This window comes from Pannonibacter sp. XCT-53, assembly GCF_009915765.1.
GTDB classification, from domain to species: domain Bacteria; phylum Pseudomonadota; class Alphaproteobacteria; order Rhizobiales; family Stappiaceae; genus Pannonibacter; species Pannonibacter tanglangensis.
This window is the reverse complement of the sequence record NZ_JAABLQ010000002.1, coordinates 152,789-169,869: the sequence shown is the minus strand read 5'-3', so window position 1 is coordinate 169,869 and position 17,081 is coordinate 152,789. Positions and strand designations below refer to the sequence as shown.

The window sequence follows — 17,081 nt, the reverse complement described above, 5'->3', positions numbered from 1 at the left end:
CCCCCTAGTGCGACACGCCGAGATAGGCGTCGATGACTTCCTGGCTGGCCTGCACTTCGGCCGGGGGGCCGTCGGCGATCTTCTTGCCGTAGTCGAGCACGACGACCCGGTCGGAGAGGTCCATGACGACGCCCATGTCATGCTCGATGAGGGCGATGGTCGTGCCGAACTCCTGGTTCACGTCGAGGATGAAGCGGCTCATGTCCTCCTTTTCCTCGAGGTTCATGCCGGCCATCGGCTCGTCGAGCAGCAGCAGCTCCGGCTCCATGGCGAGCGCCCGGCCCAGCTCGACGCGCTTCTGCAGGCCGTAGGGCAGCTTGCCCACCGGCGTCTTGCGGATCGCCTGGATCTCGAGGAAGTCGATGATGTCCTCGACCTTGCGCCGATGCTCGATCTCCTCGGCCCGGGCCGGTCCGTAGTGCAGCAGCTGCCAGAAGAAGTTGCGGTGCATCTTCAGCGACCGGCCGGACATGATGTTGTCGAGCGTGGTCATGCCCTTGAACAGCGCCACGTTCTGGAAGGTGCGGGCGATGCCCTGGCTGGCCGCCTCGTAGGGCCGCATCTTGCGGCGCACTTCGCCGCGCCAGGTAATGGTGCCTTCCTGCGGGTGGTAGAAGCCGTTGATGACATTGAGCATCGACGTCTTGCCCGCGCCGTTCGGACCGATGATCGCGCGGATCTCGCCCTTGCGGATGTCGAAGGAAATGTTGGTGATCGCCTTCACGCCGCCGAAAGCCAGCGACACGTTGTCGACCTTGAGCAGCACCTCGCGCCGGGGTTCGGGCGCGGCGACCGGTTCGGCCGGAAGGACCCTTGCAGACGTCACGGCGTTCATTCGGCGGCCTCCCGGAGCTGGTGTCGCGGTGCGTGGGGTGTCATGTCGCGGATTTCCACCGTGCCTTCGATGATGCCGGTGCGGCCGTCCTCGAAGGTCACTTCGGTGCGCACATGGCGCGAGGTGGAGCCGTCGTAGAGCGCCTCGATCAGCGGCGCGTAGCGGTCGGCGATGAAGGAGCGGCGGACCTTCTGCGTGCGCGTCAGCTCGCCGTCGTCGGCATCCAGCTCCTTGTGCAGGATCAGGAAGCGGCGAATCTGCGCCCCGGCCATCATCGGTTCGGCGGCGAGATCCCGGTTCACCTGGTCGACGTGGTCGCGGATCATGTCATAGACCTGCGGATTGGCCGCCAGCTCCTGGTAGGAGGCATAGTTGACGTTGTTGCGCTCCGCCCAGCTGCCGACCGAGGTCAGGTCGATGTTGATGAAGACGGTGGCATAGTCGCGCCCGTTGCCGAAGGCCACGGCCTCCTTGATGTTGGGGAAGAACTTGAGCTTGTTCTCGATGTATTTCGGCGCAAACAGCGCACCATCGTTGAGCTTGCCCACGTCCTTGGCGCGGTCGATGATCTTGAGGTGGCCGTTGTCCGCGATGAAGCCGGCGTCGCCGGTCATCACCCAGCCGTCCTCGGTCTTGGTCGAGCGGGTGGCCTCGTCATTCTTGTAGTAGGCGACGAAGACGCCCGGCGAGCGGTAGAGCACCTCGCCGTTGTCGGCGATCTTCAGCTCGACCTGGGGCGCCGGCTTGCCGACCGTATCACCGTAGATCTCGCCGTCCGGCTGCAGCGTGATGTAGACGCTGGCTTCCGTCTGGCCGTAGAGCTGCTTCAGGTTGAGCCCGAGCGAGCGGTAGAAGCGGAAGATTTCCGGACCGATCGCCTCGCCGGCCGTGTAGCCCACCTTGAGCCGGGTGAAGCCGATGCGGTTCTTGAGCGGCCCGTAGACGAAAAGCTCGCCCAGCCGGTACAGCAGCCGGTCGGAGAACGGCACGCTCTCGCCGTTGAGGATCTTCTCGCCCGACCGGCGCGCCACGCCCATGAAGAAGTCGAACATCTTCTTCTTGAGGCGGCCGGCGTCCTCCATGCGCACCATGATGCGCGTCAGCATGCCCTCGAAGACGCGCGGCGGGGCGAAGAAATAGGTCGGCGCGATCTCCAGACGGTCGAGATCGACGGTCTCGAGGCTCTCCGGGCAGTTGACGCAGTAGCCGGCGGTATAGGCCTGGGCCAGCGAGAAGACGTGGTCGCCGATCCAGGCCATCGGCAGGTAGGCGAGCACTTCCTCGGTCTCGTCGAGCCGGTCGAAGGCATTGCCGTTGCGGGCCGAGATGACGAGATTGTCGAAGGACAGCATGACGCCCTTGGGCCGGCCGGTGGTGCCGGACGTGTAGAGCATCACCGCGATATCGGAGCCCTTGTGCCCGGCAAAACCCGCTTCCCAGGCGCGGGCCGCCGACGGATCCTGCGCCAGCAGGCCGCGCCCCAGGTCCTGCACGGCGGCGAAATGGCTGAGATGGGTGTGGTCGTAGTCGCGCAGGCCCCGCGGCTCGTCATAGACGATGTGGCGGAGACAGGTCAGCTCCTCCATCGACTGGAGCTTGTCGACCTGCTCCTGGTCCTCGACGATGGCGAAGCGCACCTCGGCATGGCCCAGCACGTAGGCCATCTCTTCCGCCACCGAATCCGCATAGACCGGAACGGGAATGGCCCCGAGCGCCTGCGCGGCGACCATCGACCAGTAGAGATGCGGCCGGTTCGCCCCGACGATGGCGACCTTGTCGCCCGCCTGGAGCCCCAGCTTGCGCAGCCCGAGGGAAAAGGCGCGGGTCTCTTCAAGGACTTCGGCCCAGGTCCAGCTCTGCCAGATCCCGAAAGCCTTCTCCCGCACCGCGGTCCGCTCCCCGAGATCCCGCGCGTTGCGCAAAAGGATCTTCGGGAAGGTGTCCACGTCGCCTCCCGCGACGTCGGCCAGCCTTGCCATAGCGTGTTCCACCCTTGATGTGCGCCCCGTTGGTCGGGGTCGCGCTTGTTCACGCATGGAACGACGGCTCCTCCCCGCTGTACAGCCCCCCAATCGAGGGAGGGGTGCAGCGGGCCGTCCCCACACGCAGGACAGACGCTAGGGCAGGCAGATTTCGCCAGTATGTGCAGATTGTGACGAAATGTTTCGTTAACCCTGGAAACCTGTTGCAGGGCAGCATGACCCTGCCGCCCGCCCCACCGCAGTGCGGTCCGCCGCATGGGTGACTGGCGCCGGCGCGCAGGCTTGCCTACAGTCGACAGCATGAGCGAGACCTCGTCCCAGCAGGCCCAGATCGACCTGATGCAGGCTGCCCTTGACCATATCAGTCAGGGCTTCTCGGTGTTTGACGCGGACCTGCGGCTGGTGGCCTGGAACCGGGGCCTCTACGAGATGCTGGACCTGCCGCACGCACTGGCGCGGCGCGGGACGCATCTCGAGGCCTTCCTGCGGGTGAATGCGGAGCGGGGCGAATACGGCCCCGGCGACATCGAGGGCAAGATCCAGCGGCGGCTGGAGCGCGCCGCGCGATTCGAGCCGCACTACTTCGAGCGCGTGCGCCCCAACGGACAGGTGATCGCGGTCAGCGGCACACCGCTGCCGCAGGGCGGCTTTGTCACCACCTACACCGACATCACCGCCGAGCGGCGGCGGCAGGAAAAGCTCGAGCGCACCGTCGCGGAGCGCTCGCGCGCGCTGCAGCAGAGCGAGGACTGGCTGCGGCTGGTCACCGACAACGTGCCGGCCCTGATCGCCTATGTCGGTTCGGGGCCGGTGTTCCGGTTTGCCAACCGGCGCTATGCCGACTGGTTCGGACAGTCGGTCGCCTCGATCGTCGGCCGCTCGCCGGCGGAAGTGCTGGGACCGGATCTCTATGCCGAGCTGAGGCCCTACATCGAATGGGCCTTCGAGGGCAACGCGGTCTCCTACGAGTACAGCCGCGCCAAGCCCGATGGCGAGCTGGCCTACATGCGCTCGACCCTGATCCCCGACATGACCGCCGACGGCCGGACGCTCGGCATCTTCGTGCTGTCGCTGGACGCCAGCGACCAGAAGCGCAGCGAGGCCGCGCTGGTGCAGTCGCAGCGCATGGACGCCGTCGGGCAGCTGACAGGCGGACTGGCGCATGACTTCAACAACCTGCTGGCGATCCTGACGGGCAACCTGCTGAGCCTGAAACGCAAGGGCGCCGCCGTCAGCGCGTCGGACGTGGAGGCACATCTGGCCCCCATGCTGCAGGCGGCACAGCGCGGCGCGGACCTGACCCAGCGCCTGCTCGCCTTCAGCCGGGGCAAGGCCCAGGACGTGATCGACACCTCGCTGAACAAGGTGCTCGACAACACGGCGACGCTGCTGGCCGGCTCGCTGCCGCCGACCATCCGCCTGCGCTTCGAGGCCTGCACCGACCCGCTGACGGCGCGGCTGGACCCCTCGCAGCTCGAAACGGCACTGGTGAACCTCGTTTTCAACGCCCGGGACGCGCTGCCCGACGGCGGCGAGATCAGCGTCAGCCTGACGCCGGCCACCCTGGCCGCCAAGCACGCGGTCGCGGCCGGCGTGACGCCGGGCACCTACGCCCGGATCGTCGTGCGCGACACCGGCCATGGCATGGACGACGACACGCGGATGCGGGTCTTCGAGCCGTTCTTCACCACCAAGCCCTTCGGCACCGGATCCGGCCTCGGCCTGTCGATGGTCTATGGCCTCGCTAAGCAGGTCCGCGGCTCGGTGCGGATCGAATCGGCGCCCGGCGAGGGGACCGCCGTGATCCTGCTGCTGCCGGCGCGCCTGAGCGCCAGCGGCACCGGCAGCCGGGCAGCGGACGCGGGCGGACCGCTGCCGCATGGCGCCGGCGAACTGGTGCTGCTAGTGGAGGATGACCCGGCGGTGGCCGAAACGGTGGCGCAGCAGATCAAGGATCTGGGCTACACCGTGCTGACGGCAGAAGGCGCGGCCGACGCCGCCGATCTGGCCGCAGACGTGGGCGAGATCCGGGCCATGCTGAGCGACATCGTCATGCCCGGGCAGATGAATGGCCTTGCGCTGGCCCGCAAGGTGCGCGGCCTGCGCCCCGACATTGGCATTGCCCTGATGACCGGCTATGCCGATCTGGGCGAGGGCGGCGCGGGCGAGACCGGGGCGTGCAGCGCGGGCGGCGACACCGGCTTTCCCGTGCTGGCCAAGCCCTTCGACAGCCGCAAGCTGGCCGAAACCCTGAAAGCCATCGTGAGCCCATGAGCCAGCAGATCCCGAGCCCCGCCCCCACCGCCGGTCTGGTCTATGTGGTCGACGACGAAGCCGCGATCTGCGCGCTGCTGGCGGAAACGCTGGCGCAGTTCGGGTTCAGGACGGAGAGTTTCGCAACCGCCGCCGACATGCTGAAAGCGCTGGACCGGCAGGTGCCGGAAGCCTGCCTGATCGACCTGGGCCTGCCGGACATGGAGGGCATGGTGCTGATCAACGAGATCCGCCGCCGGACCTTCGTCCCGATCCTGGTGTTGTCGGCCCGCAGCCATTCCTCCGACCGGGTGATGGGACTGGAACTGGGCGCCGACGACTATGTGGTGAAGCCCTTCGACCCGCGCGAGGTGGTGGCCCGGCTGCGCTCGGTGCTGCGGCGCGCCGCCGACCGGCCGAAGCCGGCCGGGAACGGTCGCGTGGCGCGGTTCTCCGGCCATGTGTTCGACCCCTCGTCCCACCGGCTGGTGAGCCCGAACGGCGAGGAGAGCTTCCTGTCCACCGGCGAGGCAACGCTGCTGGAGGCGCTGCTCAAGGCTCCGAAACGGGTGCTGTCGCGCGACTATCTCCTCGAACACGGCGGCCGGGACGAAAGCCTCGACCGGTCGATCGACGTCCGCGTGTCACGCCTGCGCAAGAAACTGTCCGGCGAGGGCGGAACGCCGCTGATCCGCACGATCTACGGCTCCGGCTACATGCTGACCTCGACCGTCGACTGGACCTGAGGCGCCTGTCCAGCCGGGCATCCTGTGAAGGAGGCGGCTATTCAGCCGGGCATCCTGTGAAGGAGGCGGCTATTCAGCCGCCTCGCAGACTGCTGACAAACCCACTCACAGTCATCCCGGCCCAGCTGAGCGTGAGCGAAGCGCCGAGCCGGGATCCAGACATCAGCCGCGCGAAGCGCGACAAGCTTGTCAGTCACAAGTCTTGTCGCATTGATTTGTCTACGAGCTCGCTTGCGCTCGCACAGACATGCTGGTTTCCGGATCTGCGGTTCGCTGAACGCTCACCTTGTCCGGAATGACGGCAAACTGACGAAACGCCGAAGTTTGTCAGCAGTCTGGGAGGCGGCTATTCAGCCGCCTCGGGAACACGTCCGGCGGTGCGGAAGGCCGCGAGTGCTGCCGCCTGCCGGCTGCGGGCGGCCGGCACACTGGCCTCCTTCACCGGGCCGAAGCCGCGGATCTGTTCCGGCCAGGCGACCAGTGCCCGGGCCGCCTCGGCCCGGTCAGCGGTCAGGTCCGCCGCGATCTCGTCGAGGGTTGCCTCGTAATCGGCCAGCAGCCCCCGCTCCATCCGCCGCTCGGCCGTGCGGCCGAACAGATCCAGCACCGTGCCGCGCAGCCGCTTGCCCTTCGCAAGCAGCCGCAACAGCGGCAGGATCCAGGGACCGAAGGCGCGTTTGGCCGGACGACCGGTGCGGGGATCGACGCGCGACAAGAGCGGCGGGGCCAGATGCAGCACCATCCGCCCCGGCGTCTCGAACCCGGCCGCAAGACGCGCGGCAAACTGGCCATCGGTGTAGAGCCGCGCGACCTCGTACTCGTCCTTGATCGCCATCAGGCGGAAGAGCTGCTGTGCGGCCACCCGGGCAATGCCGGCCTCCGCCCCGCCTGTCGTCCCGAGCACCGCCGCCTCCCGGGCGGCGAGCGTCTCGATCCGGCGGCGGTAGCGCTCCGCATAGGCGGGATCCTGATAGGCGGTCAGAAACGCGACGCGACGCGCAAGGAGGGTCTCGAGGCTCTGCTGCGCCGGATCGTTGCTGCCGACGGCTTGCGGGACGCCGGCACCGGCCAGCGCCCGCTGCAGCGCCGCGGGATCGGCAACCGCAACCCGGCCCCAGCGGAAGGCGGCGAGATTCATGGCAACAGCCACGCCATTGAGCCGGATCGCGGCTTCGAGACTGTCCGGCGACAGGGGCACGGCCCCGGTCTGGCAGGCTGCGCCGAGCATCATCAGGTTGGCGGCGATGCTGTCGCCGAACAGGCGTTCGGCCGCCGCATGCGCATCGAGGAACAGCGCCTGCCCGGGACGGCAGCGCGCCCGCAGCGCCCGTTCCAGCCGGCGACCCGGCAGCGAGAAGTCGGCATTGCGGGCGAAATCGCCCGGCATGACCTCATGGGTGTTGACGACCGCCACCGTGCGGGCGGGATCGCAGGCGGCCAGCACCCGGGCGCTGCCCGCGACCACGATGTCACAGCCGATCAGCACATCGGCACCGCCGGCCGCGATCCGCAGCGTGGAGATGTCCTCCGGTCGCGGCGCAAGCTTGAGATGGGTCGTCACCGCGCCGCCCTTCTGCGCCAGGCCGGCCATGTCGATGAGGCCGCAGCCCCGCCCCTCCAGATGGGCAGCCATGCCGAGGATCGCGCCAACCGTGACCACGCCCGTCCCGCCGACGCCGGTGATCAGGATGCCGCGCACGCCGTCGAGCGCGGACGTCTCGGGCGCCGCAACGGCCGGCGGTTCGGGGATCGCCCGCGCGCCCCTGAGCACCGCGCCCTCCAGCGTGACGAAGCTGGGACAGAAGCCCTTGAGACAGGAGAAGTCCTTGTTGCAGGCCGACTGGTCGATGCGCCGCTTGCGGCCCCATTCGGTCTCCAGCGGCTGGATCGCGACGCAGTTGGACTGGACGCCGCAGTCGCCGCAGCCCTCGCAGACCAGGTCGTTGATGACGACGCGACGGTCAGGGTCGGGCATGGCACCGCGCTTGCGGCGGCGACGCTTCTCGGCCGCGCAGGTCTGGTCGTAGATCAGCACCGACAGGCCCGGATGGGCAGCCAGCTCCCGCTCGACGGCCAGGAGATCGTCGCGGTGGTCGATGGTCGTGCCCTGCGGCCAGGCGGTGGCGGACGGGTACTTGGCCGGCTCATCGGTGACCACGGCAATGCGGCCGACGCCTTCGGCGGCGACCTGGGCCGCGATCTGCGGCACCGTCAGGCCACCGTCGTTGCGCTGTCCGCCGGTCATGGCGACGGCATCGTTGAACAGGATCTTGTAGGTCATGGTGACGCCGGCGGCCCGGGCCGCGCGGATCGCCATGGAGCCGGAGTGATTGTAGGTGCCGTCGCCAAGGTTCTGGAACACATGCGCGCGGGTGGAGAAGGGGGCCTCGCCGATCCAGTTGGCGCCCTCCCCGCCCATCTGGGTGTAGCCCTCGGTGTTGCGGTCCATCCACTGCACCATGTAGTGGCAGCCGATGCCGGCATAGGCGCGGCTGCCCTCCGGAATCGGGGTGGAGGAATTGTGCGGGCAGCCCGGACAGAAATAGGGGATGCGCGTGGCCACATCGCTGCTGGCGGCCAGCGCCTGCTGCAGCCGGTCCACCTCCGCCAGCCGGGCGGCAAGGCGCTCGTCCGGCCGGCGGGCGAGAAGACGCCGGCCGATGGCCAGCGCGATCCGGTTGCTGTCGAGCGCGCCGTGGCTCTGGAACAGGCTCTCCTGCGCCTCGTCGCGCTTGCCGATCACCACGGGCGCGTTGGCCCGGCCGTAGAGCGCCTCCTTCACCTGAGGCTCGATGAGGGCGCGTTTCTCCTCGATGACCAGCACCAGCTCCAGCCCCTCGGCGAAGTGGCGCACGGCCTCGGCATCGAGTGGCCAGGGGCAGCCGATCTTCAGGAGCCGCAGGCCGTGACGCGCTGCCTCTCCCTCGTCGAGACCGAGATCGGCAAGCGCCTGCAGCGTGTCCAGGTGGCTCTTGCCGGTGGTGAGAAGGCCGATGCGCGGCGACGGCCCGCCGGCGAGCACCAGCCGGTCCACCGCGTTGGCGGACAGGAAGGCCCGCGCCGCCGGCAGCTTCACCTGGTGCAGCCGCGCCTCCTGGGCGAGGGGATGGTCGCGCGGACGGATGCTGACGCCCTCGGGCGGCAGGACGAACTCCGGAAGCCTAAGGATGACGCGGTCGGGACGGCCGTCGACGGTGGCCGTGGATTCGACCGTATCCTTGACGCATTTCAGCCCGGCCCACACGCCGGCATAGCGTGACAGGGCAAGGCCGATGAGGCCGAAGTCGAGGATCTCCTGCACCCCGGCCGGATTGAGGATCGGCATCATCGCGTCGACGAAGGCAAACTCGCTCTGGTGCGCGGTGGTCGAGCTTTCGCAGGTGTGATCGTCGCCCATCAGCGCGAGCACGCCGCCGAGCGGAGCGGTGCCGGCCAGATTGGCGTGGCGGAAGGCATCGCCGCTGCGGTCGACGCCCGGCCCCTTGCCGTACCAGAAGCCGAAGACCCCCTCGAACCGGCCCTCGCCGCGCATCGCGGCCTGCTGTGTGCCCCAGAGCGCGGTGGCGGCAAGATCCTCGTTGATGGCCGTCCGGAACAGGATGTCCTCGGCGGCAAGCTGACGCGCGGCGCGCTCGAACTGCTGGTCGAGACCGCCGAGCGGTGAGCCGCGGTAACCGGTGACATAGCCGGCGGTGTGGTGGCCGGCGGCGCGGTCGCGTGCCTTCTGCATCAGCGCCAGGCGGATCAGCGCCTGGGTGCCGGACACATAAATGCGCCCGGCCGTCAGGTCATACTTGTCGTCAAGGGCCACCGTCTTGCGTGCCATGCCGCCTCCTCCACAGGCGAGGCCACCGACACGCGGCAGGGCGCCCCTCCGGCCGCCCCGCGCATCCGCCCTCCTCCCTGATGCTGGTCCCTGACCCTGCTGCGCCGGTCAGGGGACCCGTGTGGCGGCCAGTGTGACCGGCAGGGACGGGGCCGATCAAGCCGTCCGGCATGACGCAGCGCAACAACCGTCGCGCCGCCGCGTCAGCCGTAGATCGCCCGCGGCAGCCAGGTGGCAAGCGCGGGGACGTACCAGAGGATCACCAGCATCAGGAGCTGCAGGATCACGAAGGGAATGATGCCGCGGTAGATGTCGGAACTCTTCACCTCCGGCGGGGCGACGCCGCGCAGGTAGAAGAGGGCAAAACCGAAGGGCGGCGTGAGGAACGAGGTCTGCAGGTTCACCGCCATCATCACCCCGAGCCAGGCCGGATGCATGGCCGAGCCGTCCGGCATCGGCAGCTGCAGCAGCACCGGCGCGACCAGCGGCACGACGATGAAGACGATCTCGAGAAAGTCGAGGAAGAAGCCCATGAGGAACATCACGGCCATCACCACCAGCATCGCCCCGACGGCCCCGCCCGGAAGGTCCTTCAGCAGGGCGTGGACCAGCTCGTCGCCGCCAAGATCACGGAAGACGAGGGAGAAGAAGGTGGCGCCGATCATGATGGTGAAGACCATCGCCGTGATCTGGGTGGACGACCGCAGCACGGCCCTGAGCACGCCGCCGCGCGCCACGCTGCGCAGCGCCAGCCCGAGACAGACCGAGCCAACCAGCGTGAGGACCGCTGCCGCACCGATGGCAATCCAGTCGGACAGCGGGATCTCGAGCCGGGCGACGCGCAGGTCGAACAGGCGCGACAGGACGAGCGCGCCAAGAAGCGACAGGGCAGCGCCGGGAACGACCCAGGGCCGGGCCCCCTCCGCCCGCTGCGCCGCCAGAAGCGCGGCACCGACCGCGCCGACCGCCGCAGCCTCCGTCGGCGTCGCGACGCCGGCGAGGATCGAGCCGAGCACGGCGACGATCAGCGCAAGCGGCGGGATGAGCACCCGGACCAGGGCAGAGAGCGACACGCGCTCGCCGGAGGCCATCTGCATCGGCGGCGCGTCCTGGGGCCGCACGACCGCGATCACCAGCTGGTAGAGGATGTAGAGGCCGACAAGGCACAGGCCGGGAATGAGGGCGGCGGCGAAAAGGTCCCCGACGGAAAAGGGATCGGGTGACCAGTTGCCCAGCTCGCGCTGCGCGGTCTGGTAGGCATTCGACAGCTGGTCGGCCAGGAACACCAGCACGATGGAGGGCGGGATGATCTGGCCGAGCGTGCCGGATGCGGCAATCGCCCCGGTCGCCAGGCGCGGATTGTAGCCGTTGCGCAGCATGGTCGGCAGCGACAACAGGCCCATGGTGACGACCGTGGCGCCGACGATGCCGGTCGAGGCAGCCAGCAGGCCGCCGACGAGGAACACCGACAGGCCAAGCCCGCCCGGCATCTTGCCGAACATCCGCGCCATGGTCTCGAGCAGGTCCTCGGCCACGCGCGAGCGTTCGAGCATCACCCCCATGAAGACAAACAGCGGCACCGCCAGAAGCGTCTCGTTGGTCATGATGCCGAAGATGCGCAAGGGGATCGCCCCGAGCGACAGCGACGCGCCGGCCAGATGGCCCAGCAGCGCGAAGACCAGCGCCACGCCGGCAAGCGTGAAGGCAACGGGAAAGCCGGACATCAGGCAGGCCACGACCGCCACGAACATCAGGACGTCAAGCAGGGGAACGAGCTCCATGGCCGGGCCCTTCAGCTCTGGTGGGTCGGGAAGGTGGCCAGCGCCTCGCGGTCGCCGCGCAGCGCCGCGATGGCCCTGAGCATCAGCGCCACGCCCTGCAGCGCCAGCAGGCCGGCGTAGAGCAGGATCGCCGCCTTGAGCAGGTAGAGCGCCGGCAGACCCGAGGTCTCGCGGGAGCCTTCGCGGATCATCCAGGACATCATGAAGAAGGGCCAGGACTGCCAGAGGATGACCGCACACATCGGCAGCAGGAAGAGGATCGAGCCGGCGCAGTCGACCAGCGCCTTGGTCCGTGGCGCCGCATCCCGATAGAAGATGTCGACCCGCACGTGACCGTCAAGGGCAAGGGAATAGCCGGCCGACAGCAGGAACAGGAAGCCGAACATGTAGATGATCCCCTCCTGCACCCAGATCGAGCCGGTGCCGAAGACATAGCGCAGGATCACCACCCCGAACTGCACGAGGACGATGGCCAGCATCAGCCAGGACACGGCATGGCCGACTGCATGGTTGAGCCCGGACAGGGCACGCGCGACCCTCAGCATGGACGGGTTCCCTTCGAAAAAACGAAAACGGCGGGGAGAACATCAGTTCTACCCCGCCGCCTTCAGGTCAAGTATCGCCGATCAGAAGTTCAGCGAAATATCCCGGTGCTGCGACAGGCAGCCCACGAGGCCGGTGGCCACATGATCCGGCAGACGCGGCAGCTGACGCAGGCCGATGGTGTCGCCGGTGACCTTGTCATAGGCATCCAGCTGCGGCAGCAGCTCGGCCGCGCCCTTCTGGCGCCAGACCAGATCCGCCTTGAGCGCCGCAATCGACTTGTCGATCTCGGCAATGGCGGCCTGGGCATCCGGCGTCGACGTGCGCAGGATCTTGCGGGCCTCGTTGATGCCCTTGCGGATCTCGGCCGTCCCCTCGATCGCCGTCACGTCGGTGCGCAGCAGCTCGAGCTGGGCCTGAACCGCAGCGTTGTCCTTGGACAGGATCGCATCCTTGAGGTCGTTGAACCGCGGCTCCATGGCAGCCAGCGGTGCAGCCCCGGTCAGGACGGCACGGACCTTGGCCAGGGGTTCGCCGGCGTCATCGACGGTGCGACGGTACAGGTTGCGTGCCTTGTTCTCGGCATCCTGGATCTTGGCGAAGGCATCATGCTTGGCCGTCCATTCTGCCGGGATCTGGGCGAGCAGGGCCGCCTTCTCCGCCCGCAGCTCCTCGATCCGGGCCTTGGCGGCCGCGCCGCGGGCCTCGGAATAGATGCCGCCCGGACCGGAGCGCTGCACGATGACTTCCAGCTCCTTGAGCTGTTCGTCGATCTTGCGGGCATCACGCTCGAGGGCCCGGACGAGGCTGTGCATCGGCCGGTAGTCGACCGCCGCAGCCGCAACGGCAGCCTTGGTTGCCTCGATGTCCTGCATCAGCGGGATCACCTTGCCGGCCGCCGTCCAGGCAGACTTGATTTCCTTCTGCAGGTCATCCGGCAGGTAGGAGACATCCAGTTGCGAGGCCGTCTCGATGGCGGCGAGGATGCCCGGGCCTTCCGCCTTGAAGCGTTCGCCGACATAGGTGTCGAGGCAGTACTGCAGGCGCGGGTTCTTCGGCGGCGGCGCGGTCTCGGCCAGAAGCGCGGTGCGGTTCGGCAGATAGTTGGCAAGGATCGGGTTGAGGCCAACGATGGCCAGGGCGATCAGCTGAAGGCAGATGAAGGCGATGACACCCTTGTAGATCTGGATGGTCTTGACCGTCGCCGGCGCGACACCACGCAGATAGAAGAGGGCAAAGCCGAAGGGCGGGGTGAGGAACGAGGTCTGCAGGTTCACGCCCATCATCACGCCGAGCCAGACGGCGGTGACGTTGGCCGACGGATCGGCGAGCAGGATCGGGGCCACGATCGGCACGACCACCACGGCGATCTCGATGAAGTCGAGGAAGAAGCCGAGGATGAACATGACGAGCATGACCATGAAGAACTGGGCCCAGAACCCGCCGGGCAGACCCTGCAGGAAGTCGCGAACCAGGTCTTCACCGCCAAAGGCGCGGAAGGCCGAGGTCAGCATGGCCGCACCGATGAGGATGATGAACACCAGGCACGAGCCCTTGGCGGTCTCCATCATCACTTCGCGCAGCGTGTTCTGCATCTTCAGGGTGCGCCAGCCGCTCCAGATCGAGGCAATGAGCAGCAGCGAGACGGCGATACCGGCAAAGGTCAGGCCGATCACGTCGTCCGAGGTGGTGATGCGCTTGATGTTGAGGTCATAGAAGCTGAGCACCACACCCAGGCCAAGCAGGGCGATGATCGCCAGAATGGCCGGCGTGTACTTGCCCCGCTCCTCGCCCTCGCGCAGACGGTAGCCGGCCATGATCATGGCACCGATGGCACCCACCGCACCGGCCTGGTTCACCGTGGCCACGCCCATCATGATCGACCCGAGCACCAGCACGATGAGCGCCAGCGGCGGAACCAGGGTGACGAAGACCTCGGCCAGGAACTTGCGGTCGAACTTGCCTTCCTGCGGAACGGCCGGGGCCGCCTTGGGATTGATCAGGGCAAAGCCGAGGATGAAGAGGATGTAGAGACCGACGAGCAGAAGACCCGGGATCAGCGCCCCGAGGAACAGCTCGCCCGCGCTGGTGGAGGCAATGGCGAAATCCGACGGCATCTGACCCGAGCCGGTCGTCTCGCGGTACAGCGCCTGGCGGATGTTGCCGGCCTGGTCAACACCGCCCGACAGCTGGTCGGCGAGGATGATCAGCACGATCGACGGCGGAATGATCTGCCCGAGCGTCCCCGAGGCCGCAATCGTGCCGGTGGCCAGCGGCACCGAATAGTTGTTGCGCATCATCGCCGGCAGCGAGATGAGGCCCATGGCCACGACGGTCGCACCGACGATGCCGGTGGTGGCTGCCAGAAGGGCACCCACCAGAACGACCGAGATGCCGAGACCACCCGGCACGGGGCCGAACAGCTTGGCCATCGTCACGAGCAGATCCTCGGCGATCTTCGACCGCTGCAGCATGATGCCCATGAAGATGAACAGGGGGATCGCGATCAGCGTGTCGCGATCCGCCTCCCAGTACACCCCTCGGAAGTTGGTCACGCCGGCGCTGAGCCACTGGCCCGGCCCGCCATGGGTGAAATAGGCGTCGACATCACCGGCAAAGAGATAGCCGGCGCCGGCCGCAAGGCCGATGGAGATGATCGCGGAGCCGGGCAGGGCGAAGGCCACCGGGAACCCGGAGCCAAGCGCTGCCGCCATCAGCACGATCAGCAGAATGAGGAAAAACAGTTCCATGATGCGTATCCTGCGGGGGTCAGTGCTGCGCGGTACCGGACAGATCGCGGCCACCCGGATCGCCGCGCATGTCGGCGACGGCGGCAAACAGATAGGCGACGAACTGGATCATCATCGTCACGGCGAAGACGCCGAGGAAGCCGGCCATGAGATACTTGACGTAGAGACCGAAGCCGGCCTGCGTCGTCTCATAGGCGAGCATGGGGCTGTTGATGATCGACTGACGGTTTCCGAGGCCGACGATCAGGATCGTCCAGCAGAAGATCAGGCCGAAGAAGATGCAGCCAAAGGCGTTGGCAAAGCCCTTCCAGGTGGTGCTGAAGCCGGCATAGAGCACGTCGACGCGCACGTGACCTTCCTCGAGCAGCGTGTAGGCCGCGGCGAAGAGGAACAGGGCCGCATACCAGAAGCGCACCAGATCCGAGAGGAACGCCTGCTCATAGGAGAACACGAAGCGGCCGAGCACGATCAGGAACTGCGAGATGACGACGAGCAGGCCGAGCCAGTGAAAGCCGAGGGTGCGCGTCACGGCGGCCAGCAGCAACGACAGACCGATCAGCGGCATGTGCACATAGGCACCCCGGAACTGCGACCGGCCGAGGTCGGAGGCGAGCTGGGTGCCGACGACGGTCTCCAGCATCCCCTCGACACGCAGGAACGAGATCGCGCTGTCGACAAGACCGACGAGGACGACGGCCCAGAAGGCCCAGCGGATCAGATACGTGTTGATCGCCGTGACCCGGTCGCTGTCGACGCGCAGCGCAAGGCCGCGGCTGCTGAGCACCAGCGCCACGGCCAGCAGCACGAGCACGCCGTAAAGCGCCGTCTGCGCCATGGCCAGCGGCGAACCGGTGCCGGCCCCGGGCAGGCCCTGCCAGTTGGTCAGGTAGTTGTTGAGCAGATAGGCGGCCATCACCGCCAGGTTGATCCATCCGAACAGGCGGATGGCGAGAACACCACCAGATTGGGCTTCCAGCGCGCGCGCGCCAATAGGCGCGGCGCCCTGACCCGGAGTCATGGCCATCATGTTGAAGCGCCCCGTCGTCTTGGTTCTTGTTTGCCAAAAAAAGGGATGGGGCCGTGCCCCATCCCTGGTCCGGACGCGCCTGGCGTCAGACCTTGATGCCGAGCACGCGGTTGCGCTGGATCGTGTAGCCGGTGTCGGCGAGCAGCATCCAGCGGCCGACTTCCGAGCGGGCCTTCACGAAGCTCTCGTGGACGCGCTTGGTCAGGTCGGAGTGCTGGATCGTCTCCTCGAACACGGCGGCCGAGGCATCACCGAAGGCATCATAGACCTCGTCGGAGAACTGACGCAGTTCCACGCCGTGATCGGTCATGAGCTTGTTGAGGTACAGGCCGTTGTTGCCGTTGGCTTCCGCCATCGAGAAGGCGTTCTCCTCGTTGCAGGCCGCCTCGATGATCAGCTGGTCGATCTTCGAGAGCTTGGAGAACCAGGACTTGTTCAGGCCCATCGACAGCATCGCGCCCGGCTCATGCATGCCCGGGTAGTAGTAGTACTTGGCGGCTTCGTAGAACTTCATGAAGTAGTCGTTCCACGGACCGACCCACTCGGTGGCGTCAACCGCGCCCGACACGAGGTTTTCGTAGATCTGGCCGCCCGGAAGGGCCACCGGAGACGCGCCCAGCTTGGCCATGACGTCGCCGCCGAGGCCCGGGATGCGAATCTTCAGACCCTTGAGGTCGTCAGCGGTCTCGATTTCCTTGTTGAACCAGCCGCCCATCTGCACGCCGGTGTTGCCGGCGTTGAAGTTCTTCATGCCGAAGCCATCCGCAAGCTCGTCCCAGAGCTGCTGGCCACCGCCGACCTTGATCCAGGCGTCGATCTCGGCATAGGTCAGGCCGAACGGCACGGCCGTGAAATAGGCCCAGGCCGGGTGCTTGCCCTTCCAGTAGTAGTCGGCGCTGAGATAGGCCTGCGCATTGCCCGACGACACTTCGTCAAACACGTCGAAGGCGCCCACGCGCTCGCCGGCCGCGAAGTACTGGACCTTGATGCGGCCCTCGGTCAGCGTCTCGATGCGGGCAGCAAGACGCTGTGCGGACACGCCGAGACCAGGCATGTCGCGCGGCCAGGACGACACGATCACCATGTCGGTTGTGGACTGGGCGATCGCCGGAGCTGCAAGAGCAGTCGCAGCAACGGCACCGCCAGCACCAAGGCCAGCAGTCTTGATAAACGAACGACGATCCATGCTTTATCCTCCCAGATATGGACCTTGGTCCATCGGCGCCAACAGTTGCACCGATCAGCACTTGTGTCTAGGTGATCCTTTGTGGGAGGCGCTAGTCGTGTTTCTGCGCAGTTTCTCAGTAGTAGTACGGAAACCGCGCATGAATTGCGCGT

Annotated in this window: 10 protein-coding genes; 2 read left to right on the top strand and 8 right to left on the bottom strand. The window is 67.3% G+C overall.

What is annotated here, in order from left to right; all coding sequences use genetic code 11:
• Positions 1–4 precede the first annotated feature (4 nt).
• Entirely contained in the window at positions 5–835 is an 831-nt protein-coding gene (locus GWI72_RS15535) for an ABC transporter ATP-binding protein (protein WP_161677310.1), read from the bottom strand.
• Positions 832–2,814 (bottom strand): AMP-binding protein, encoded by a 1,983-nt coding sequence (locus GWI72_RS15530; RefSeq protein ID WP_161709285.1) that lies wholly within the window; start codon positions 2,812–2,814, stop codon positions 832–834. The genes GWI72_RS15535 and GWI72_RS15530 overlap by 4 nt, the downstream gene beginning before the upstream one ends.
• Before the next feature lie 303 nt (positions 2,815–3,117).
• On the opposite strand from GWI72_RS15530, the gene GWI72_RS15525 reads away from it, so the two are divergent.
• Positions 3,118–5,091, top strand: coding sequence for a PAS-domain containing protein (locus tag GWI72_RS15525; protein ID WP_161709284.1), 1,974 nt, complete (start codon positions 3,118–3,120; stop codon positions 5,089–5,091).
• Entirely contained in the window at positions 5,088–5,816 is a 729-nt protein-coding gene (locus GWI72_RS15520; RefSeq protein ID WP_161677313.1) for a response regulator transcription factor, read from the top strand. The genes GWI72_RS15525 and GWI72_RS15520 overlap by 4 nt, the downstream gene beginning before the upstream one ends.
• A gap of 346 nt (positions 5,817–6,162) precedes the next feature.
• On the opposite strand, the gene GWI72_RS15515 is transcribed toward GWI72_RS15520, so the two are convergent.
• From GWI72_RS15515 to GWI72_RS15490, 6 genes are all read right to left on the bottom strand, one after another.
• Positions 6,163–9,642 carry an indolepyruvate ferredoxin oxidoreductase family protein gene (locus tag GWI72_RS15515; protein WP_161709283.1) on the bottom strand — a complete coding sequence of 1,160 codons (3,480 nt, stop codon included), beginning with the start codon at positions 9,640–9,642 and terminating at the stop codon, positions 6,163–6,165.
• Positions 9,643–9,845: 203 nt separating this feature from the next.
• Entirely contained in the window at positions 9,846–11,423 is a 1,578-nt protein-coding gene (locus tag GWI72_RS15510; protein ID WP_161709282.1) for a TRAP transporter large permease, read from the bottom strand.
• Between the two features lie 11 nt (positions 11,424–11,434).
• Positions 11,435–11,968, bottom strand: a complete 534-nt coding sequence (locus GWI72_RS15505; RefSeq protein ID WP_161709281.1) for a TRAP transporter small permease subunit — start codon at positions 11,966–11,968, stop codon at positions 11,435–11,437.
• A gap of 81 nt (positions 11,969–12,049) precedes the next feature.
• Positions 12,050–14,716 carry a TRAP transporter large permease subunit gene (locus tag GWI72_RS15500; protein ID WP_161709280.1) on the bottom strand — a complete coding sequence of 889 codons (2,667 nt, stop codon included), beginning with the start codon at positions 14,714–14,716 and terminating at the stop codon, positions 12,050–12,052.
• A 19-nt stretch (positions 14,717–14,735) separates the two neighbouring features.
• Complete coding sequence (locus GWI72_RS15495) at positions 14,736–15,743, bottom strand: TRAP transporter small permease subunit (protein WP_161709279.1); 1,008 nt, start codon at positions 15,741–15,743, stop codon at positions 14,736–14,738.
• 85 nt (positions 15,744–15,828) lie between these two features.
• Entirely contained in the window at positions 15,829–16,929 is a 1,101-nt protein-coding gene (locus GWI72_RS15490) for a TRAP transporter substrate-binding protein (RefSeq protein ID WP_161677319.1), read from the bottom strand.
• Positions 16,930–17,081: the final 152 nt, after the last annotated feature.

Coding starts and splice junctions, on each gene's coding strand:
- GWI72_RS15535 (WP_161677310.1), bottom strand. CDS start 835: ATGAACGCCGTGACGTCTGCAAGGGTCCTTCCGGCCGAACCGGTCGCC.
- GWI72_RS15530 (WP_161709285.1), bottom strand. CDS start 2,814: ATGGCAAGGCTGGCCGACGTCGCGGGAGGCGACGTGGACACCTTCCCG.
- GWI72_RS15525 (WP_161709284.1), top strand. CDS start 3,118: ATGAGCGAGACCTCGTCCCAGCAGGCCCAGATCGACCTGATGCAGGCT.
- GWI72_RS15520 (WP_161677313.1), top strand. CDS start 5,088: ATGAGCCAGCAGATCCCGAGCCCCGCCCCCACCGCCGGTCTGGTCTAT.
- GWI72_RS15515 (WP_161709283.1), bottom strand. CDS start 9,642: ATGGCACGCAAGACGGTGGCCCTTGACGACAAGTATGACCTGACGGCC.
- GWI72_RS15510 (WP_161709282.1), bottom strand. CDS start 11,423: ATGGAGCTCGTTCCCCTGCTTGACGTCCTGATGTTCGTGGCGGTCGTG.
- GWI72_RS15505 (WP_161709281.1), bottom strand. CDS start 11,968: ATGCTGAGGGTCGCGCGTGCCCTGTCCGGGCTCAACCATGCAGTCGGC.
- GWI72_RS15500 (WP_161709280.1), bottom strand. CDS start 14,716: ATGGAACTGTTTTTCCTCATTCTGCTGATCGTGCTGATGGCGGCAGCG.
- GWI72_RS15495 (WP_161709279.1), bottom strand. CDS start 15,743: ATGATGGCCATGACTCCGGGTCAGGGCGCCGCGCCTATTGGCGCGCGC.
- GWI72_RS15490 (WP_161677319.1), bottom strand. CDS start 16,929: ATGGATCGTCGTTCGTTTATCAAGACTGCTGGCCTTGGTGCTGGCGGT.